This is a genomic window from Mesorhizobium sp. BR1-1-2 (genome assembly GCF_020165435.1).
Taxonomy (GTDB): domain Bacteria; phylum Pseudomonadota; class Alphaproteobacteria; order Rhizobiales; family Rhizobiaceae; genus Mesorhizobium.
In genome coordinates this window covers 249,042-270,708 of sequence record NZ_JAIUID010000003.1, presented here as the reverse complement: position 1 = coordinate 270,708, position 21,667 = coordinate 249,042, and the positions used below count along the sequence as shown (strand labels likewise).

General features: G+C 64.7%; 8 protein-coding genes and 1 pseudogene. 2 read left to right on the top strand and 7 right to left on the bottom strand.

Translation table 11 applies throughout. The features are described 5' to 3' along the window. The 5 genes from LB551_RS07790 to LB551_RS07770 all read right to left on the bottom strand — a co-directional run bounded on the left by LB551_RS07790 (nt 1) and on the right by LB551_RS07770 (nt 16,283). On the bottom strand, nt 1-1,323 hold the full coding sequence (locus LB551_RS07790) for a hypothetical protein (RefSeq protein ID WP_224625402.1): 1,323 nt from the start codon (nt 1,321-1,323) through the stop codon (nt 1-3). A gap of 29 nt (nt 1,324-1,352) precedes the next feature. Beyond that, complete coding sequence (locus LB551_RS07785) at nt 1,353-1,874, bottom strand: phage tail protein (RefSeq protein ID WP_224625403.1); 522 nt, start codon at nt 1,872-1,874, stop codon at nt 1,353-1,355. An 11-nt stretch (nt 1,875-1,885) separates the two neighbouring features. Beyond that, a complete protein-coding gene (locus tag LB551_RS07780) occupies nt 1,886-2,389 on the bottom strand; it encodes a phage tail protein (RefSeq protein WP_224625404.1) in 504 nt (167 codons plus the stop codon). 12 nt (nt 2,390-2,401) lie between these two features. Further along, on the bottom strand, nt 2,402-2,899 hold the full coding sequence (locus LB551_RS07775; RefSeq protein WP_224625449.1) for a phage tail protein: 498 nt from the start codon (nt 2,897-2,899) through the stop codon (nt 2,402-2,404). 280 nt (nt 2,900-3,179) lie between these two features. Continuing rightward, entirely contained in the window at nt 3,180-16,283 is a 13,104-nt protein-coding gene (locus LB551_RS07770) for a beta strand repeat-containing protein (protein WP_224658750.1), read from the bottom strand. 284 nt (nt 16,284-16,567) lie between these two features. Between LB551_RS07770 and LB551_RS07765 the strand changes: the two genes are divergently transcribed. Next, nucleotides 16,568-17,131 (top strand): invasion associated locus B family protein, encoded by a 564-nt coding sequence (locus tag LB551_RS07765; RefSeq protein ID WP_224658748.1) that lies wholly within the window; start codon nt 16,568-16,570, stop codon nt 17,129-17,131. A gap of 149 nt (nt 17,132-17,280) precedes the next feature. Next, complete coding sequence (locus LB551_RS07760; RefSeq protein ID WP_224658746.1) at nt 17,281-18,525, top strand: M24 family metallopeptidase; 1,245 nt, start codon at nt 17,281-17,283, stop codon at nt 18,523-18,525. Nucleotides 18,526-18,767: 242 nt separating this feature from the next. Here the strand turns inward: LB551_RS07760 and LB551_RS07755 are convergent, their stop codons facing one another. After that, on the bottom strand, nt 18,768-20,204 hold the full coding sequence (locus tag LB551_RS07755) for an amidase (protein ID WP_224658744.1): 1,437 nt from the start codon (nt 20,202-20,204) through the stop codon (nt 18,768-18,770). Between the two features lie 219 nt (nt 20,205-20,423). Next, nucleotides 20,424-21,515 (bottom strand): annotated as a pseudogene (locus LB551_RS07750) (Gfo/Idh/MocA family protein). Between the last annotated feature and the right edge of the window lie 152 nt (nt 21,516-21,667).

Genomic DNA, 21,667 nt, shown 5'->3' with positions numbered 1-21,667 from the left:
TCACACCGGCGGCGTCAGGTCGCGCACCACGGCAATCTGCTTGAGGTTGCTGGTGGCCAGCGCCGTCCAGGTCCACTCCCATTCCGAACTGTCCATGGCCATCTGATTGATGGTCCACAGACCATTCGTGCCGTCGTTCTGGATCATCATCGAGAACAAGGCAAGACGACCATCGGCATTGTAGTCGAGCGACAGGCGGGTGTTGGCGCCGGAGGCGTTGAAATCTCGCCATCCCGACCAGTTCTGGGTTGTGGCGTCGTATTGGGCGTTGAAGGAGTGAACATGCTGCTGGTCGGAGGCGACCAGCACGATGTCGCCGTCGCCCTGGATGCCGGCGCAGAGCGTATATCTGGGAACCCTGCTGTAGCCGGGCGTCGCCCAGGCCGTCCAGGTGTCGGAGCCGGCCGGCAATTGCTTGGTGTGCAGGACCTGGCCCTGCTGCGTCATGGCAAAGAGATTGGTGGCGCCCAGCGGACCGACAATCGGCGCCATTTCCGTGAACGGGTAGCCGGCGTCGATCTGCACCCATGGCGTCCAGTCGGCGACCGTCAGCGCCTGCGCCTTGGCCTGCTGGCAGCGATAGAGATGGAGGGCGGAGTTGATGCCGAACAGCGCGATGCGGCCGTCAGCCTGGCGTAGCGCGGTGATCGCCACAAGCTGGCCGGTCAGCTGAATCCAGGCGCTCCACGGCAGGGCGGGCGGCCTGAGCTCGTCGACGGTCACGACAATCGGTGTCGTCGTGCCGGGCGGGGTTATGGTCTTCTGCACTTGAACTATCACATCCGGGTTCTGGTAGATCCACCAGACGCGGCCCAGATTGTCGGTGAGGAAGATCTCGATGCGGCCGTCGGCATCGCGCGCCATGCACAGCTTCTGGTAGCTGGCGGCGCCGGGCGGAGCGCCGATGCCGACCGGCGCGGTCCACTTGTCGATCGGGCCGATCTGGTTGGCATCCTCGGTGATGAAGGACAGGCTGGTGGTGCCCGACAGCTGCGCAACCACGGCGACGCGACCGTCCTTGGTGAGCCCCGCGGTCATGATCACCCACGCGCCGGGCGCGATGACAGACCAGGCCGACGGCCATGGTCCGTTCGGCGAGGTCTGCGCCTTCTGGATCAGTTGTCCCTTGGCGGAATCGATGCCGACGACCATCAGCCGCGACAGCTCGAAAAAGGACCCGCCGGCGGGCATGTGCTGGTAGGCCGGCGCAGTACCGGGTCGCCGCGAGCGCGCGCTCTCGCGAGCCTTGGAGGCGGCCCTTGGCGCTGCTGCCGGCGTCTTGGCCCCGGGGGCCTTCGATTTTGGTTCTGCTGTCTTGGCCATGATATCGGTCCTGCCCTGTTGGCGGGGAATTAGCCTCTCGGCGGGAAGACGCCTTGCAGCGCGATGCAGAAGTTACAGGTGAGGTAGGGTTGCAGGTTGTTGTGCGGCTGGTCGCCGCCGGCGGGCCGTACCGCCTGATCGCTAAGCGGCGTCAACGAAGCCGTCGCCGAATAAGACGTCCCGGGCGAGGTACGCGCGAAGGATCGTGCCGGACTTGGCGTCGCCAGATTGGCGGGATTAACGTTCGCCATCATCGTGTGCCCGTGCTGCGGCATCTCCGATATCAGCAACTGCACAGTCTCCGAACCACCCGGCTCGCCGAGGCCATGTAGCGAAAGCCCTGGTCCTTGTCCCGGGTGCATCGGCGCGCGGCCTTGCAAATTTGGCAAGGCAAAGTTGGATGTGCCGTTGCCGCCATAAGTAGTGCCGAGCAGCGAGAACAATGCGGTATTCTGCGACAGCGGCAGCAATTGGCCATCGCACCAGGCCCAGCCCTTGGGCGCGAAATTGAACGGAAAGATACGGATTTCGGCGACGAACGGGTCGGCCATGACGGTCCTCTTTAAGTCGGCGAGGGAAAAATCCCGAACAGCGAGATAATGAAATTGACGCAGAGATACGGCTGGAAATTCGTATGCGGCTGGCTGCCGCCGGTCTGCCCGGCGGTCTGCGGAGACATCGGCGTAGTCGCCGGCGCCTCACGATAGATTTGCGACGCACCGACCTGGCCGGTCATGTTGCCGGTCGGGGTGCTTGCCCCGGCATTGTTCAGCGACGCAAGGAACGGATGCGTGTGCGAAGGAATCTGCTGGGGCGTAAGCGTAACCTCTTCCACGCCGCCGGTCTGGGAAAGAATGAAGTCGGCGCTTTGATGTACCGGAAGGCGGCCGCGCAGGTCGGGCAGCGCGAATGTGCTTTGGCCATCGCCGCCATAGGTGGTGCCGATCAGCTGGAAAAGCGTCTCGTTCTCCGAGATGGGCAGCAGCTGCCCTTCGCAGAACATCCAGCCGGCTATCGCAAAATTGCCGGCAAACATGCGAATTTCGCCAACGAAGGGTTGTCCCATTGTTGCGCTCTCTCAATTCTGCGACGGGAAGATGCCCTGCAAGGCGATGCAGAAGCTCAGTGTCAGAAACGGCTGCATGTTGATATGTGCCTGGCCGCCGCCGGCAAGTGCCAGCGTGCCGAGGTCCATCGCCGTGACGTTCCCAGGTGGCGTATAGGTGTTGGCTACGGTTGCCAGCAAATTGCCAGTGGGCACCGGCGTGTCGGCGTTGGCGGTCGTGGCCTGCTCGACATGGCTGTGAAACGGCAATTCCCCGATCAGAAGCGTGTGCGCCTGTTCGCCGCCTCGCTCGCCCAAAGTGTGGCCACTGCCGACATGAATCGGCACGCGCCCGCGATAGTCAGGCAGTGCGAAATTCACCCGGCCATCGCCGCCGAAGGTGGTTCCCAGCAGCGAGAACAGCGCCTGGTTCTGTGCAATGGGCAGCAATTGTCCATTGCACAACGCCCAACCCTTGGGCGCAAATACGAAAGACATGATTCTGATTTCGGAAAGAAATGGTTCCGACATCCTCGCCCCCCTCGCTTCTAATACATAATAAGCAGATGGTGATAATTTACGCAACATCATACCAGAGCGAAAAATAATTTGTTTTACTTTGCTTTTATTAAATTACGTCGAAAATATGCTCGGCTGTCCCACTCAACGCGGCGTAACATAATTACGCCGCCATCAGCCCTCCACGTCGGCTGGTGCGCATCGCTGTATCAACCATAGTCGACGCACCATCCTGACAGGTCTACTGCGCTGAAATCCCAGGTGCGTCAGCCGTCCGGCTGACGACCTTCGATTATGGCGGCGTTGGCGGTAGCGTACCCACCAGTGTGACAGGGCTGCTGATTATGTTGACGGTTGGCGTTCCGACATTGTCGTCCTGAACCACGCCATCTGCGGTGCCGGCAACCGAACCGTTGCGCGACAAGTTGAGTGTTGTCGTGGCGAGATTGCCAAGACTGACGTCCGCCACGGCGCCGGCACCGCCCGTGAAAGTATTCTGTTGCCCTGCCGAGGTACCGCCAAGCACAAGATTCATCGTGCCGGTATCTGTTGCCGTAGCGCCATTGTCCGCGAAGAATGCAGAATACGGGAAGGCAACGCCCGCGGCAGTCACACTGTTGCCGAACACCGAGGCGTTCATCGTCGCGCTGCCATCGTTGTTCTGCAGGTGGATGCCGGCATTGCCCCAACCGGTGATGGTGTTATTCTGGATGAGCGTTGTCAGCGTGCCGCTGGCACCGGCGGCGCGGACGAAGATGCCATCGGAATTTGAGCCCGGCTGGCCCACCAATTGATTGCCGGTGATCTTGCCGGTCACAGTTCCTAGATCCTGGCCCTTTGCAACGAAGATGCCGACGGTGCCGAAGGCGTTGGTACCGCCATCGGTATCAATGTTGTTGGCAATGTTGAAGGTGGTGGTTGCGGCGGACGTGTTGCCGCCAGAGCCGCTGCGCACCGAAATTGCGATGCCACCGCCCGGTATGATCGTCTGGCCGTTATGGAATGTATTGTTAGTCGCCACTACATCCATGATCGCATTGTTGTTGGCGATCGCCTCGAAGAAGTCGGAGCGTGTGCCGGAGAATGTGTTGTTGTCCAGCGTCACATTCGCGGTTGCGTTGTTGTAGACGGTGAAGTCGACGTTGTCGTTGCCAAGGGTTGAACTGATCAGGCCAAACGTGTTGCCGCTCATGGTCAGCCGGTTCAGCGTGCCGCTGGTGTTCCAGACGGCGAGGTTGCCGTACGCGCCGCCGCTGATTTTGGAACCGGTGATCGAGGCGCTGCCGAGCAGATTGTCGAAGCGGACAGCACTTTCTTCCACATTACCGGCATTGCTGTTGCCGTTGACGCCGCTGATGGTCATGCCGGTCATCGTGAAGTTGGTGACCGTGTTGCCGTAGACCGCGAAGTTCGTGAAGTCGTTGAGCTGCATGTTGGTCAACGAAACGTTCACCGCGTTGCGCAGGAAAATACCGGTGCCGTTGGTTCCGGACGTGGTCTGGCCGCTGGCGTCCGAGCCGGTCAGGATATCGGCGCCGGTCTTGTTCGAGATCGTGCCACCGGTTCCCGCCGTGCCGGTGCCCGTCACCGTAAGTCCGCCGCTCGTGCCGGTGTTGTCGAGCACGATCCCGGCATTGCCGCTCGAACCCGTGGACGAAATGTTCCGGAAGACCAGCCCGCTCGCTCCGATCGTCGCGTTGACGACATTGAGCGCCGTACCGGTTGGCGAACTGATCGTGTTGCCGGTGCCCTGAACCGTCACCGTGCCGCCGGTGGTTGCTGCCGGACCCGCACCGGTGGCGTTGAAGCCGATGCCGCTGGTCGTGCTGATGACCAGGCCGCCATTGGTGAAGTTGATCGTCGCGCCGGCATTGTCCGTCAGGTTGACGGCTGTCGCGCTGCCCGACGTGATCGACTTCGAGGCGCCCGAGAAAGTGATGATGCCGGCGGCGTTGTCGTCCAGGAGGATGCCGGTCTGGCCGGCCACATTGTGGCTGATGTTCCCCGACAGCGTGATATTGCCGGCGCCTGCGGCGCGATCCTGGATATCGATCGCACGGCCGGTTCCGCTGGTGATGGTGCCGGCATAGGCGAAAGCCGCGGTGCCGCCGGTGTTGGCGCTGCCGGCGCCGTCCCCGATTCGGATCGTGGCACTGCCGCCGCCGACCAGCGCGCCACCGCCGAAGTTGACCGTTCCGCCGGTAACGGTGTCGAGGATTACGGCGCTGCCGCTGCCGGCGCTCGTGTTCGTGGAAGCGAAGGTCATGCCGCCAGCGCCGACAGCGACGGTGTCCATGTTAACCGCCGCGCCGCTGCCGGTCGAAATCGTGTTGCCGGACCCCGTGACACTCACCGTGCCGCCGCCTGTGGCGCTGAAGCCGATGCCGCCTGTGGTGGTGATGGCAAGACCGCCATTGCTGAAGTTTATCGTCGCGCCCGTATTGGTCGCCAGGTCGACAGCGGTGTTGGTGCCGGTGGTCAATGTCTTGGTGGCACCGCTGAAGGTAAACGTGCCGCCCGTGTTGCTATGGACGAAGATGCCGTTGTCCAAGTCGCCACTGGCGGTAAGATTACCGGCCAGAGTGATCGCGCCGCCGGTGACCCCGGAGATATCGACGATCTTGCCGGCCAGGGTTTTGCCGACCGTACCATTGTAGGTGACGTTTGAAGTGCCGCCATTGACAAGGAAACCGACACCGCTCGGATTGGTGATCGAGGTGCCGGTGCCGAAGCCGAACGTGCCGCCCGACCCGGTCGTGATATCGACGCCAGCATCGCCGCCGGCGAGCGTCGTCGTGCCGTTAAAATTGTAGGTGCCGTCGGCATTGTCGAACTGCAGGCCGGTGCCGTTGGTTGCCGACAACGTGCCGGTCTGGAAGGTGATCGTTCCCGTGGTGTGGCCCGTAATGGCGACCAGCGCGAGATTGCCGCCCTGGGTGATGTTGCCGCTATAGGTGACGTTCGCCGCGCTTGTATCGACGTTGAAGGCCGTGCTGTTCGGGCTGGTGATAGAGGTGCCGGTGCCGAAGTTGAACGTGCCGCCCGAGTTGCTGATGATATTGATGGCGGCGGCCCCACCATTCAACGTCGTGGTGCCGTTGAAATTGTAGCTCCCGTCCGCATCGAGGAATTGCAGACCGGTGCCGTTGGTCGCCGACAGCGTGCCGGTGAAGGTCAGCGTGCCAGTATGGCCCGATGAGACCGAGACCAGGGCCGCGTTGCTCGTTTGGGTGATGTCGCCGCCATAGGTGGTGCTTACGGTGCCGCCGTCGACGCTGAACGCCGTGCCGCTGCCGCCGCTCAGCGTGCCGGTGCCGAGGCTGGCGGCGCCGGTGGCATTGACCAGGACGACACCGCTGCCGCCGCCGCCGGATGACGTCGAATCGAGCGCGATGTCGAGGGCGGCATTGGTGAGATTGATCGCCTGGCCGCTGGTGGAATTCACCGTCTCGCTGCCAGCGGTGGCGAGGATGTTGATCGTCCCGCCGGGGCCGGAAATGCCGGTGGCGGTGGTGGTGTCGATGGTCAGTCCGCCGCTGAAGCTGGTCGTGCCGCCGCCCTGGAACAGGCCGGCCCCGCTGGCGGTGTCGATGTTGGCGAGACCGCCGATGTTGAGCGTGCCGCTCTCCCAGCCGATGCCGCCGCCCGTCGAGGCGGTGTTGTTCACCGTCAGCGTGTTGAAATTGAAGGTGCCGGCGAGATTGCTGGCGCTGGAACTGATGCCGGCGCCCGTTGTGCCGGTGATGGTCGTCGCGCCCGTGACCGTGAAGGTGCCGGTGACGCCGTCGAAGATGACGCCGCTGGCGCCGCCGGTGGCGGTGACGCTGGCCACCGTCAAGTTTACGGTCAGCGGGTCGAGATTGAACGCCGCGCCATTGGTGGTATCGACCGTGCCGCCGCTGCTGTTCAGCGTGAATGTAGTGGCGGGCGGGCCCTTGGTGTCGACGAGCACGCCGGTGCCGCCATTGTTGGCAACGGTGAAGGTGCCGAGATCGAGCGTACCACTGGTGCCCGTGAGGCTCAGGCCGTTCCCCTGGACGCGCGCACCAGTGGTGCCGATGTCGAGCGTGCCGGCGCTGACGAAGCCGCCGGCGCCGTCGGAATCGAAACGGACATTGGTGAAGGCGATGCCGCCGCCGGTGCCGCCGGTCACCTTGTTGTTGGCAAACGACCTGATCGCGATCGAGTTCAGGTCCGGGTCGATGTTCTGTCCGACGAAGGACCCGGCCAGAGCGGAGCCGGTGGATGCCAGCGTATTGCCGTCGATCGACAGCAGAAGCGTGTTGGCCGCTGCGCCCGTCGCGGAGAAGTCGAGCGCGTTGCCGCCGGCAGTGATATCGTTGTTCCTGAGGAAGAAACTGGAGGCGGCCGACGCGTTGCCGAAGATGCCGGCGCCGGTGCCGGTATTGCGGATGATGAGGTTCTGGATGCCGCCGGTGAAGATGCCGCTGCCTGATGTCGCCAGGTCGATCACCGAAGTGGCGTTGTTGCTCTGCAGGATGGGCCGCAGCGTGTCGATACCGGCAGGCGCCGAGATGATCGGCGAGTTCTGCACCGTGGTGAAATGGAATGCAGCCGACGCGCCGCTGCTGGTGTCGACGCCGAGCTGCGAAACATCGATGGCCGCGTCGTTGTCCTTGAAGGCGAGCAGGACCTGTCCGTCATCGAGATCGAAGGTGGTGCCGCTCATGTCGATGGTCGACTGGCTGCCGTCGACGCTCTTGTCGATCAGCACGATGACATTGGCCGTGGACGTCTGAGCACTCGCGTAGCTGCCCGGATTGGCAAGGCTGCCGTCGCCGGTGCCCCCCTCGACGACATAGTAGATGTTAAACGATGACAGGTTGGAAATGTCGCCGGTGAAATTGACGTCGTTGAAATTGTAGTCGCCATTGGTCGGCAGGGTGTCGGTGGCGTGGATGACCTGGCCACCGGTGGTCGCGATCGTCGATTCGGCCAGGCCCGCGCCGTCGCCGAACACCAGCCTGGCGTTGGTGGCGCTGGAGAACTGGACGCCATAGCCGACATTGCCGATGGTCGAGGTCTGGCCCGCCGGATTGTTGTTGGCGGCGTCGCCGAGCTGGATCGTGCCGGTGCCGGTCGTGCCGGCCATGTCGATGCCGATCGTGCCGGCGAAGCTGCCGCCGTCGACGTCGAAATCGCCCGCCGTGATGGTGCTCGCGCCGAGCGAAGCGCCATTGAGATCGAGACCGATCGCGCTCGGGGCATTGAGGCCTATCTTCAGGCTATCGAAGTCCAACGTCGAGCCGAGCGTGCCCGAAATGTCGACGCCGCGCGAGGTGATGCCTTCCAGGTCGACCGCGCCGAGATCGAGCCCGCCGCCGCTGACATTGTTGAGCGAAACGCCGGTCGCCGCGCCATTGGCCGAAACCGAGCCGAAAGTGATGCCGCCCGCCCCGACGCTCGCGCCGTCGAGCTTGAGCGCGGTGCCTGTCGTGGTGGTGATGGTGTTGCCGGAGCCGCTGACGGTGACCGTGCCGGAGCCGGTGGTGCTGGCGATGAAGCCGGCGCCGCTGGTCGTGGTGATGACGAGACCGCCATTGGTGAAGGCCAGCGTGCCCTTGGTCTGAGGGTCCATTACGTATACAGGCGCTTTGACGATGGCATCGTTGGCGCCGGTGTCGAATTTCTTCGACGTGCCTGAGAAGGTGACTGTGCCGTTGGCGGAGCCGCCGATAGCGACACCTTTGCCGCCGCTGTGGTCGATGGTGCTCGAAATATCGTATATGCCATCGGCATGACCAAAGAAGTCGAAGGCTGTCGATGACGTGGTGGAATTGACTGACCCGCTCATGTTCAGACGGGTGCCGTCGCCGCTGGCGCTCAACACCGCGCCGGCACCGATCGTGATCGAACCGTTGTAGGTCAGCGTGGTAAAGGCCAGGTCATTGCCGCCGCCGAGGCTGAGGGCCGCAAGGGTGGTGTTTGTGATGCTGGCGCTGCCGTTGACGCCGACGTTTATGGTTCCGCCCTGCGAGCTCTGTCTGATGCCGAACTGGCCGCCATCGATGGTCAGGGCGGATCCCGCGACATTGGCGATGTTTATGGTGCCTACCTGAGGCCCACCAATGTCGAACCCGGTATAGCTGACGTCGAGATCGGTCGTGCCGGTGAAATTAACCTCGCCGGTGCCGCTCAGGCCGAACAGCGAGGCGCCTGTGTATCCGGTATCTCTCAGGCCGCCGATGTCGACGTCACCAGCGAGGACAGAGCCCCACAGGAAGACGCCGGCGCCATCGCTGTTGGATTTCGCCGAGATGCTGTCGAAGGTGACGCCATCGCTGCCCACATCGGCGAAGGATACGACCAACCCGTTGCCGTTTGAGGCGGCGATCGTGTTGCCGGCGCCGGACACGCTGACAGTACCACCATAGCCGGCGACGAAGCCTGTCCCGTCCGTCGTCGTTATGGCCAGGCCGCCCTGGGTGAAGTTGATCGTGCCGTTCGTGTTGGGCGCCGGCGTACCCGTCGGGAAATTGCCCAAGAGGCCGAGATTGACGCCGTCCGTCGCGCCCGAGCTGATCTGCTTGGTCGTGCCGGAGAAGGTGACCGTCGCCGCCGTGCCGTTGTCGATGCCGGCAACGACGACATTACCGCCGGCGGAGGTATTCACGGCGTCGGTCAGGTTGCCCGACAGCGTCACAGAACCGCCGGTCAATTCCTGGATCGAGACTGCCGCGCCGGTGCCGTTGCTGACGATGGCGCCGGCGTAGGATATGTTCGCGTTGCCGCCGCTCGCATTGGTGGCCGAGCCCACATTGAAGGCCGTGCCCGAACCGGTGTTGGTCAGCGTGCCGGTGCCGAAATTGAACGTGCCGCCGAGGTTCTGCAGGTCGATGCCGCTGCCGGAACCGAACGTCGCGCTGGTCGAGGCGAAATCGATGTTGCCGGTGATGCCGTCGAGGGCCACAGCCTGGGCGTTGGTGGCGTTGACCGTACCCGTCAGGACGTTGATCGTGCCGCCGCCGGTGGCGCTGAAGGCCGTGGCGCCGTTCGTGGAAATGCCCACATCGGTGAAGTTGATGGTTGTGCCGAGATTGCTGGTGAGCGAGACGCCGTTGCCGCCAACGGTCACCTTGTCCGTGAAATTGATCAGATTGCCGCCGTGATTGGCGATCGAGATGCCGCCGCCGGTCAGCGTGCCGGCCGGCCCGCCATTGGGCAAGGTGCCGCGCGTCACGGTGATATTGCCGGCGCCGCCGTTGACGTCGAGCAGCGTGCCGGCGACGTTGACGTTGTTGTTGGTGATCGACAAATTGGTGTCGAGGCCAGCGACCTTGAACGCCGTCTGGCCGGCGGCGACATTGCTGATCTTGACGCCTTCGATGACGATGCCGCCGGCATTGTTGAAGCTGCCGGCGCTCTGGTCGATGGTGAAGACCGAGCCACTGCCGCCGGTGAAGTCGAAGTCGGTGTTGCGCACCTGATTGCTGCCGAGCAGATGCAGGGTATCGCTGCCCGTGCTCCTGACCACGCCTGCGTCGCCGGTGACGTCGCCGCCGGTGGCGCCGAGATTGCCCTGCACGTTCACCGGCTGGATGGTGCCGGTCGTGGTGATGGCGTTGCCGTTGCCGAAGCCGGTGATCGACTGGCCGGAATCGAGCGTGAACGGCGTGCCGCTGAGATCGACCGTGCCAACGAAGGCAAAGGTCTGCGTGCCGACAATGGCATCGGCCTGGGCTACCGTGACCGTGGTAACAGCGGCGCTGAGCCCGTTCGTGCCGGCATTGATGACGCCACCCGTTTGCGAGACCATGATGACGCCGCCGACGGCGCTGGCCAGATTGGCGTTGCCGGTGAAGGCAACGTCGTCGAAATCGTAATTGCCGGTCGCGGCGAGGCCCACCGTGTTGACGGTGAAATTGCCCGCCGCCGCGGTGATCGTGGAATTGCGGCCGTTGGCGTCGGCGAATTCGCCGTCGCCGAAGGTGAAGTTGGCATTGGCGCTGGTCGCCGTCGTCTGGCCGGACGACAGGTCGACGCCGATGCCGGCGCCGGAGATCGACGACCCGGTCAGGAAGGTGATGGTGCGGTTGCCTGTCGTCGAGGACAGGTCGATGCCGCGCGAGCTCGCATCGTCATTTCCGGTGATGGTCGTCAGGCCGAAACCGGCCGTCGTGGCCGAGCCGGCGAAGTCGATGGCCTTCTGGTTGGCGCCGGCGCCCAGGCCGCTGACGGTGGTCGTGCCGAAATTCACGTTGTTGTTGGTGCCGCTGAAATTGATGCCGGCCATGTTGGCGGCCGCGCCCATGGTCACATTGGTCGTGCCGAAGCTCACCTGGCCGGCATTGCCGGAAATGTCGATGCCGTTGCCGCCAGCGCCGGTGATCGTGACCGCGCCGAAGGCCGCGCTGGCGGTGCTGGTGACGCTCGCGATCGAAAGGCCGTCGCCGGTCGCGCCGGTGATCGACAGCGTGCTGCTGACCTCGAATGTCGAGCCGCCGCCAAGACCGGTGATCGACGCGCCACCGCCGCCGGTCGCCGTCAGCGGACCCATGAAGCGGATCGCGGTGTCGGTGGGGGCGATCGTCTCCCCGATATCGAAGAGGCCGCCAGTGCCGGTCGAGGTGATGGAGCCGCCGAATGTGATCAGGCCGCCGGTGGTGCCGTCGATCCTGACGGCTTTCGCCGCGCTGCTCTGGCTGATCGTGCCGTCATAGGCGACGTCGGCCGACGAACTGCCGATAACGATCGCGCCGCCGCCGGTGTTGGCGATGGAGCTGGCCGCCCCGAAGGTCAGGCTTCCGCTCGAGCCGTTGAGGATCGCGATGCCGAGACCGCTGCCGCCTGATATGTCGAGATCGGCGAAATTGGCGGTGCCGCCGAAATTATTGACCAGCAGCGCGATGTTGCTGCCGCCGGCGATCGTCGTGGTGCCGGTGAAGTCGACCGTCGCGGATGTGTTGGCCAGCACGACGCCGTTCGGCACCGACCCCTGGATGGTCAGATCATTGACAGTGATCGCGCCCGACGCGCTGCCGAGGTAAAGCCCGATCACCCCGCCCAGGATCGTCACGCCGGTGCTGGTGAGACCGTTGATCGACGCCGTGCCGTCGATCGCCAGGAACGAGCTGTTGACGCTGAGGTTGGAGACGGTGTTGCCGCTGGCGAGGTCGATCGTGTTGCCGGCGCCGTTGTTCAGCGTCGCGCCGCCGAAGCCCGTCGGATCGCTCATCGTCGCGCCCGTGACGACCTCGGCGCCGGTGACGTTGGCGGGCGGCCCGCCCAGGCTGATGATGGCGCCGTTGGCGAAGGAGACCAGCGACTGGCCGCTGGCCAGCGTGAAACCGTCGGCATCGGTGTCAGTGGTCTGCACCGCCGCCGTCTTGACCAGCACGAAGGTCGTGTTGGCGTTGGTTGTCAGGTCGTCGGCGGCTGCGGCATCGATCAGGTTGGCGACGCTGGAACCGTCGCCGGTACCGGTGCTGGTCGAGCCGACGAAGACGACGTCGGCCGTGTCGAACAGTTGCGGTCCGACCAGGTGCGTGCCGTTGAGGGCATAGGTGCCGCTGCCGGCGAGCAGGCCGCGCATGTCGAGCGAGGCGATGACGCCTGATATCGACGCGCCGCCGGCCGCGCCGAACGAGAACGCCGTGTTGGCGGTGCTTCCGGCCAGGCCGTTGGTGCCCATCTGGACGCCGGTGTCGACACCGGTGATGACGCCGCCGCCGATGCTCACCGAGCCGCCATTGGTGCCCGAGAGGTCGATGCCGATCGAGGAGCCGCCGGAACTGCCGCTGATGTCGAGCGTGGTGGCGGTGAAGGTCGAGGTGCTGCCCGAGAGGTCGAGCGCGGTGGAGCAATTGCACAGGCCGGTGATATCGATGTCGTCGAAGCTGATATTGCCGTTGGTGCCGACGACGTCGATGCCGCTATCGAACGGCTGGTCGATGGTGACGGCGCCGCTGAACGAAACGGCGCCGGTGTTGTTTTCCAGCCAGATGCCGTCTCCGGGATCGGACATGTTGACCGGGCCGCTAAAGGTGATCGTGCCGGCGCTGCCGGTGGCGAGGATGCCCTGGTTGTCGATATGGGTCAGGGTGACCGGCCCGCCGAAGGTGACCGCGCCGCCGGAATTCTGGAGGTCGATGCCGACGCCGGTGATGTCCGAGATGTCGACGGCTCCGAAAGTGAAATCGGCGGTGCTGTCGAAGATGCCGAGGCCGCCGAGAGAGGCGTTGCTGACCGTCGTTGCGCCGGAAACGGCGAAGTTTCCGGATACGCCGATGAGTATGGCGCCGAACAGGCCGCCGTCCTGCGTCAGGCTAGTTAGCGTGACGTCGAGATTGGCGCCGAACATGGCGACCCCGCCACCGCCGTTGCCAGAGATCGCGCCGCCCGTGGTGCTGAATGTGCCGGCCGCGGAGAGAACGTTGACGCCGAAGTCGAAATTGTCGGATGCGTTCAGTGTCTGGAACGCGTAATTTCCGTCGCCGGTGATGGACAGGCCGCTGCCGCCATTGCCCGAAAGCCCCGTCGTGCCGTTGAAGGCATAAGTGCCGTCGCCGTCGATATGCAGGCCGTCGCCGACATTACCGGTCGAGGTCAGATTGTTGGCGCTGACATTGCTGGCGCCCTCGAACAGCAGCCCGTTCAGGCCGGCGCCGCTGACATTGACGCCGCCTATCGTCACGCCGGTGACGTTGTTGCCATGGATGCCGTTGCCGCCGGGATTGGCGTTCGAGAGGTTGAAGTCGAGCAGCGAGGTGTTGTTGGCCAGCGTGACCGTGTCCGCGCCGGCCGAACTGGTCAGCATCGCCGCGCCGGCCGCGTCCGAGACGGCGCTGGCGTGCTCGACGTTGTCGCCCGTGACGTTGACCGGGAGGCCGCCGAGCGAGAAGGTCCGCCCGTTGCCGAACGAGGCCAGCGTCTGCCCGGCGCTCAGCGAGAATCCGTCGGCGTCGTCGATCGTGCCGCGATTGACCAGCACGAAGATCGCGGAGCCGTCGGTGTTAGCATCGGCTGTGGCGATCGAGGCGAGGTCGAGCAGCGAGGAGCCGGTGCCCGAGCCGGTCGCGGCGGCGCCGACGAAGATGACATTCTGCTGGTCGAACAGTTGCGGGCCGCTGAAGGTGGTCGAACCGAAGGCGTAGTGGCCGAGCGTCTGGTTGAGGCCGCGCGCGTCGAGCGAGGCGGTGATGCCTGATATCGAACCGCCGCCGAAGCTGAATTCGGCATTGGCCGAATTGGCGAGCGAGCCGGCCATGCCGAAGCGCACGCCGGTGTCGACGCCCGTGATCACACCGCCATCGGTAATGACGATCGTTGCCCCGCCCGAACTCGGCGAGGCGAGGTCGATGCCGATCGAGCCGGCCGCACTGGTGCCGGCGATGTTGAGCGACCGCGCGGTGAAGTTCGTATGGCTGCCGGAGAAGTCGAGGCCGGTGCCGACGCCGAGGCCGGAGATGACGATGTTGCCGGCCACAACCGCCGCGTTGACGCCGGCAAACGAGATGCCGTCGCCGGCGGGAGCGCTGATATCGATATCGCCGAAGCGGATCGCCGCCGGCGAATCGGAAATGGCGATCGCCGGCCCTGACGTGTTCGAAACGGTAGTGCTGCCGTTGACGGTGAAGCTGCCCGCCACCTGATCGAGCACGACGCCCGACGTGCCGCCGCTCTGAGTAATCGAATCCAGCACAACATGCGCGGTGATCGGATCCATGAAGACGCCGACGCCGCCATTGCCCGACACGGTGCCGCCGATAGTGGTGAAGCTGCCTGATGTCGAGGTGCCCTGAACGGTTATGCCGCGGTCGGCATTGTCCTTCGCGTTGAGCGTCGCGAATGTATAGGTGCCATGGCCGCTGGCATCGAGCCCGTCGTCACCATTGCCCTGCAGCAGCGTCGTGCCGGCGAAATTGTAGGTGCCGTCGCCTTCGATGTGCAGGCCGTCGAGGCCGTTGCCGGTTGCAGTGAAATTGGAACCGGTGATGCCGGTCGAGGTGCCGGTGAAGGCGGCGCCGTTGCCGCCGCCGCCTGTCACCGTGACGTTGGTCAGCGTGGCGCCGGTGATGTTGTTGCCGAAGATGCCGTCGGCGCCGCCGGTGATGGTGATGCCGTTCAGCGTGTCGCCGTTGCCGAGCGTGATCACGTTGTTAGCGACGTTGGTGCCCTGGATGGTGCCGTCGCTGCCGCCCAGATTGAAGGTGCCGGTGCCGCCGCCGAACAACTTCGCGGTGACACTTTGGCCGCCGCCGATGACGGTCTGGCCGTCTGCGAGCGTCGTGCCGGTGGTGGTGATGTTGCCGTTGCCGCCCAGCGCCACCACGAAACCGCCCGCGCCTGCCTTGGTCACCGCGTCGTCCAGCGTCGTCGGATCGGCCAGCGTGCCGGCGCCGGCCAGGCCGCCATCGGCGTAGTAGAACTTTCCGAAGGCGGCATTGGTGGCGGCGTTGATGGCGACGCGGGTCGTCGAGCCGCCGGGCAGATCCTGGCTCTGAATCCTGACGCCGATGTCGCCGCGCACCCGCTCGTTGACGCGCTTGCGCAGGCCTTCGCTGACCGGATAGACCGGCTCCGGCCCGCTGTCCGCGCCGCCTTGGCCGGGATTGAACGGGATGCTCAGGCGCACGCTGCCGGCGAACTGGGTGTCGTCGCGATTGTCGTTGCGCACCTCGCCGGTGAAGGTCAGCGCCGTTCCGGTGCCGAAGACATCGCCGATCTCATATTCGATGCCGGCCTTGACCCCGGTGACGCCGCGGTCATCGCCATGCGGATCCTCGAAATGATAGCCGCCTATGTCGAGCCGCAGCGAATGCTTGTCGGGAAGGTTGAGCGGCACCCGCGCGCCGACCTCGCCCTCGATGCCCCAGGCCGCGTAGTCGCGATGGTCGAGCACCGAGATCTGCTCGATCAACTGGTTCGAGACCATCGACAGGGTCGAGGAGACCGAATGGTCCGTCGTGTCGCCCTTGATCGGCACGAAGACGTTCACATGCGCGTCGAAATGCGGGGTGATGGCCTCGGCCCCGAGCGTGGCTGACGTGAACTGGTTGGAGTTGTAGTTCTCGACATTGAGATAGGCGTAGCCGCCGAGCATCAGGTCGGGATTGACGATGCGGCGAATGCCCAGGCCGACGTCCTGGCCGAACGCGTCCTTGAAATCGTGCTTGGCCCTGACGTCCAGGAACAGCACCGATTCGGCGGTCTGCTTGATCGGGATGAAGCCTTCGAGCGCGGCGTTGCCGCCATTGTTGTCGGCGCCGATGATAGCGCGTATCTGCGGCTGCCAGAGGGCGTCCTCGCCATAGGCGGCCACGCCTGACAACGCCAGCGCCAGCGTCGAAAGCGCCGTCGTCTTCCAGAGATGCCTTGCAAAGCGCGAACGACCATAGGCCACAGGCACGCGGAAATCCTCCCCGCGCGCTGCCATGCCCCCAACCTGCCGAGACGTCTCGGTAGTTCCCATCCCTGGCCGCCCTTTGGGGACTGCTCGCCCCGCACCAATTCTTGCGCGAATTCTATTGTATGGCGAGTCCCCAACGTCGTGACTGCTGTTGTTGCGCCGTAAAGTTCTTACCTGTGACAATACCGCAACAGTAATTTTGCCGGCTCTCCACGCCGGGGCGCGGCTTCCGGAACAGTCAGGAGTATTGTATCAAGCCGCCGGCAGGAAAATACCTGTCGTTTCGAGAAAAATGCGGGGCATGAAAGAACATGGCAGCCATTTTAGCGCGTGCTAATCTGTTAAATCTGACCGCGACACTGGGCGCCCTGGGGCTGATCGCATCGGTCGCCGCGCCGGCTCTTGCCGAGGACGCCAAGCCGGCGCAGCCCCCGCCCGCTCAATCCAAGCCGGCCGACGCCAATCCATGGGCAGTGAACTGTTCAAGCGGCGCGGCGAACAGCGAGCTCCAGTGCCAGGTTTCGCAGAATCTGACCGAAGCCAAGACCGGACAGCGCGTGCTGACCGTGACCGTGCGCCGCGACAACGGCAATGGCTCCCTCGCCATGCTGCTCGCTTTGCCGCACGGGCTGTTCCTGCCCTCCGGCGCCAGCTACCAGATCGATCAGGGCCAGAAGACGACGATCGCCATCCAGACCAGCGACGAGAACGGCGCCTATGCCGCCACGCCGCTGCCGCCGGAGCTGATCAAGGCGATGAAATCGGGAACCAATCTCAACATCGGCATGGAATCGGTGACCCGCAAGCCGGTCACCATCCCGGTTTCGCTGGCCGGCTTCACCGCCGCCCTCGCCAAGCTGGAATCGATCAAATAGCGGGCTCGCCGCACTCCCCTGCCGCCGTCGCCGGGCAATGCTCCAGGCCACGACAAGTTCCATCTTGTAGCGGAGACTACCGGCATCGTGCCGCTTGATTGTCCGCTTCCGCAATGCTCCGATGTCGCTTCAGCCATCCGGAGAGAACCATGACCGGCTTTGTCGACCGCGAACGCGCCGCGCAGCTGATGGAACGCGCCGGCCTGCAGGCGCTGGTGCTCTCGGCGTCCGAGGCCTTCCACTATGCGACCGGTGCTTCGATCGGCCCGGCGGGGCTGTTCCGGCGTGCCGGCGCCGGCTTCGCCGTCATTCCGGCCAAACAAGACCTGCCGATGGGCGTCGTCGTCGCGGACTTCAATGCGGCGCAGCTGCGGATCGCAGCGCCCGAAGCGGTGGTGCGTTCGCACCCGATCTGGATCGAATCCGCGCCAGTCGAGATGGCAGCCCAAGGCCGTCCCCTGGCGGAGCGTATCGAGGCCGGCCTTGTCTCGCTTGGCCGCGCGCCGGATTTCGCGCGGCCCGCCACCCTCGATCTCGCCGGCTCGGTACGCCAGCTGCAAGCCTTGCTTGCCGAATTCGGACTGGAGCGCGCAACGTTCGGCATCGACCTCGACTTTGTTCCGGCCGCCGATTTCGCGGCCATGCAGGCGCTGCTGCCGCATTGCCGGATGGTCGACGGCTCGCCAGTGCTGGATCGGCTGCGGGCGATCAAGTCGCAGCGCGAGATCGAGCTCCTGCAGCAAGGCATCATCCTGTCGGAAGCCGGGCTGGAGCGGCTGCAGGTCGATGCGATGGCCGGCATGCGGCCGGCCGATCTCGTCGCGCTCTATCGGCAAGGTGTTTCCGACGCTGCGACTGGGCTGTCCCATCCGGTCGCGACGGCGGAATATGTGACGCTCGGCGCCCGGGCCAAGGGCGCCGACGCCAAGGCCATATTAGGCGATCCGCTGAAATGCGACATGGTCTGCACGGTCGGCGGTTACGCCTCCGACATGTCGCGCAACTACATCTTCGGGCCGCCTTCCGCCGATCAGGCAGGGCTGCACGCTATCGCCGAGCGCGCCTTCGAGGACGGGCTGGCGGCACTCGTACCGGGAAATTCGCTCGGCCATGTGCACCGCGTCGCCACCGACAGCCTGGCGCGGCAAGGCCTGCGCTCCTGGCGCCGCGGCCATTTCGGCCACGGTGTCGGCCAGTCTGTATTCTCGGAGCAATGGCCGTTCATCGCGGCCGACAGCGATATCCTGGTCGAAGCCGGCATGGTGCTGGCCTTCGAGATCCCGCTCTACATCGACGGGTTGGCGAGCTTCAATCTGGAGGATCAGTTCCTGATCACGCCGGATGGGCCCGTCGCCATGAACCGGCTGCCGAGGCGGCTGGAGAGGATTGGGTAGCGGGGGCGCGGTGGTCGCTGTCACCGTTTGCGCTTTATGGCGCCCCCCTCTGCCCTGCCGGGCATCTCCCCCACGAGGGGGGAGAGTGGTAGTGGTGACCGCTTTCGCCGATTTTCAGCGTTGCAAGAATGGAGCCGGCGCCGACGCTGCCAATCTCCCCACCCGTGGGGGAGATGTCCGGCGGGATAGAGGGGGGCGCCGTAGAATGCGACGGGGGTATTGGCTCCCTCCATTCCGCGCACCTAGCCGCTCACCGGCGGCCTTCTATCCCTCCACGGCATCTCCCGTTCGAGCTGCGCCGACGCTGCCAGCACGGTCGCCTCATCGCCGTAGCGGCCGACGAACTGCACCCCGATCGGTACGCCGTCCTTCGACCAGCCGAGCGGCAGCGAGATCGCCGGCTGGCCTGAGATGTTGAAGGGGAAGGCGAACGCCGCATCCGTCCATTTGGCGTTGTAGCGGTCGATGTCGGTCTCCGACATGTCGTAATGACCGAACGGACGCGGCAGTTGCGTCAGCGTCGGGGTGACGAAGAGATCGTAGGGCGAAAGGTCGCCGACGATGTCGCGGCCGACCTGCCTGAGCTGCTCGACATCGGAGATGTGCCTGACGCCGCCGGTGGCGCGGCCGCGTTCGATGATCGCCCAGGTCACGGGCTCAACATCACCCGATGTCACCGGTCGGCCGATCACGGTTTCATGGTAGTCGAATGTCGCGGCCGTCTGCACGCAGGTCATGTTGGTGTAGGTTGCCCACACGGAATCCGCGTCGAGCGGCATGTCGTGTTCCTCGACATCATGGCCCAGCCGCTCAAGCCCCGCGACGGTCGCCAGCACCGCCGCCTTTACCTCGGCGTCGATGGTCGTGCCGTTGGGCGGCGTGACGGTGAAGCCGATGCGCAGCTTCTTCGGCGCCTGGGCCGACAGGCTGAGCCAGGAGGCGTCGGGGACTGGTGGCGTATAGGGATCACCGGGCAGCGCCCCGGACACCGCGTCGAGATAGGCCGCCGTGTCGCGCACGCTGCGGGAGCAGCAGAGAAAGTAGGCGCCGCCATACCAATAATCGCCGAACGGCGCCAGACTGACGCGTCCGCGCGACGGCTTCAGCCCGACGATCCCGCAGCAGGAGGCCGGAATGCGGATCGAGCCGGCGCCGTCGCTGGCTTCCGCGATCGGCACCATGCGAGAAGCAACGGCCGCCGCCGCGCCGCCGCTCGAGCCGCCCGGCGTGATGCCTTCCTTCCACGGGTTCTTCGTCGTGCCGTAGAGTTTTGGCTCCGTCGTGATCGACCAGCCGTTTTCCGGCGCATTCGACTTGCCGACCAGCACCAGCCCGGCCGCCTTCATGCGGCGGACCACTTCGGTGTCGAAATCGGCGACCTCGTCTTTCAGATAGAAGCAGGAATTGGTGTTCGGCGCGCCGGTCCAGGACGAGGCCAGTTCCTTGAGCAGGAACGGCACGCCGGCAAAGGGAGCGTTCTTGTCGACCGTCTGCGCCTGGGCACGCGCCATGTCGTAGAGGCGATGGATGACCGCGTTCAGCGCCGGGTTGAGCTTCTCGACTAACGTGATCGCCGCTTCGACCAGTTCCGCAGGTGAAACCTCGCCCCGATGCACCAAGTCAGCAAGATCCAGCGCATCGGAGTTCGCATAGGTTTTCAGCAGGCTGTCGGTGACCATGTCTCTCCTCCCGGTTTTGTGCCTTGCGCCGCCGCCCGAGCTATCGCTTCGGGCCAACGTTGGCGCCGCCCCTCAGCCGCCTGCCGGCACCTTCTCCCCGTAACGACGGGGAGAAGGAAAGCGCTCTGATGCTACCGACCCGCCTCCCGTTCTTCTCGGGAGAGGGCTGAGTGAGGGGCGGCGCCGACCTGAACTGCTGCCCCCAGCAGCGCGCTTGTCTCACGTCAGCTCGACGGTGCGCCCCAATTCGATGCTCTGTTCGGCGGCGAGCACGATGCGCAGGCTGTTGACGGCGGCGTCCATCTGCTCGGTCAGATCGAGATCCTCGCGGATGGCGCGCAGGAAGAAGGCCTGCTCGCGGTCGCAGAGTTCCTGGTGGCCGGGCTCGTCCTCCATGCTGACGATCTCGTCGGGTTTCGAAAAGTTCTTGTCGGCGTCGACCGCCGCATAATGGATCTTCAGCGCGTCGGTCTTTGTGTGGCGGTCGATGTCGGCCGAGTTCGAGACCTCCGCCGCTTCCGCTGCGCTGCTCGCCTGCTGGCCGGCGACGATCGATACCGCGCCCTTGGGGCCGACCACGTCCTTCACGAAATAGGCCGTCTCGCTCATCATCGGGCCCCAGCCTGCCTCGTACCAGCCGACAGAACCGTCATCGAAGGTGACGTGGAGGTGGCCGTAATTCTGCTTGTCGGCTTCCGCCCAGAGCTTGGCGCCGATGCCGTGCACGCGCACCGGCCTGGCGCCGGTGAGCTGGCACATGACATCGACATAGTGGACGCCGCAATCCACGATCGGGATCAGCGAATCGATCAGGTTCTTGTGCCAGTGTCAAGCGCTGCCGCTGCTCTGCTGGTTGAGGTTGAGGCGCATCACCAGCGGCTTGCCCAGCGTCTTGCCGACCTCAATGAACTTGATCCAGGATGGATGCACTCGCAGGATATAGCCGAGCACCAGCTTGCGGTTCCTGGCACGCGCGGCTGCCACCACCTTCTCGGCATCCTCGATGTTGGTGGCGAGCGGCTTTTCCATGAACACGTGGCAGTTGGCCGCTATCGCCTTCAGCGCGTATTCGGCATGGGTGTTGGGCCAGCTGTTGATCGACACGGCGTCGGGCCTGGTCTCCTTCAGCGCGAGGTCGAAATCCTCGTAGAGCGGATAGCCGGCAAGTTCGGCGGGGATTTTCTTGTTGCTCTTGATCGAGCGGCTCATGATGCCGACGATCTCGAAGCCGTCGGAGCGATGATAGGCGCTGGCGTGCGAGGCGCCCATATTGCCGAGACCCACGACCAGCACTTTTACCTTATCGGCCAAATCAGCCTCCCAATTCTTGATTGAATCGCGAGCGGCAAAGCTCTTGCCGCCGATCTCGGTCATCGAGGCTTGCGCCACGCCTCATCCGCCGGCCGGCACCTTCTCCCCGTGTAGTGATGGGGAGAAGGGAGACGGCCGCAACTTCCGCGCCT

What these genes read in the sequence shown, in the direction of transcription:
- LB551_RS07780 (WP_224625404.1), bottom strand. Translation starts at nt 2,389, where the DNA reads ATGGGACAACCCTTCGTTGGCGAAATTCGCATGTTTGCCGGCAATTTT.
- LB551_RS07770 (WP_224658750.1), bottom strand. Translation starts at nt 16,283, where the DNA reads ATGGCAGCGCGCGGGGAGGATTTCCGCGTGCCTGTGGCCTATGGTCGT.
- LB551_RS07765 (WP_224658748.1), top strand. Translation starts at nt 16,568, where the DNA reads ATGGCAGCCATTTTAGCGCGTGCTAATCTGTTAAATCTGACCGCGACA.
- LB551_RS07785 (WP_224625403.1), bottom strand. Translation starts at nt 1,874, where the DNA reads ATGGCCGACCCGTTCGTCGCCGAAATCCGTATCTTTCCGTTCAATTTC.
- LB551_RS07760 (WP_224658746.1), top strand. Translation starts at nt 17,281, where the DNA reads ATGACCGGCTTTGTCGACCGCGAACGCGCCGCGCAGCTGATGGAACGC.
- LB551_RS07755 (WP_224658744.1), bottom strand. Translation starts at nt 20,204, where the DNA reads ATGGTCACCGACAGCCTGCTGAAAACCTATGCGAACTCCGATGCGCTG.
- LB551_RS07790 (WP_224625402.1), bottom strand. Translation starts at nt 1,323, where the DNA reads ATGGCCAAGACAGCAGAACCAAAATCGAAGGCCCCCGGGGCCAAGACG.
- LB551_RS07775 (WP_224625449.1), bottom strand. Translation starts at nt 2,899, where the DNA reads ATGTCGGAACCATTTCTTTCCGAAATCAGAATCATGTCTTTCGTATTT.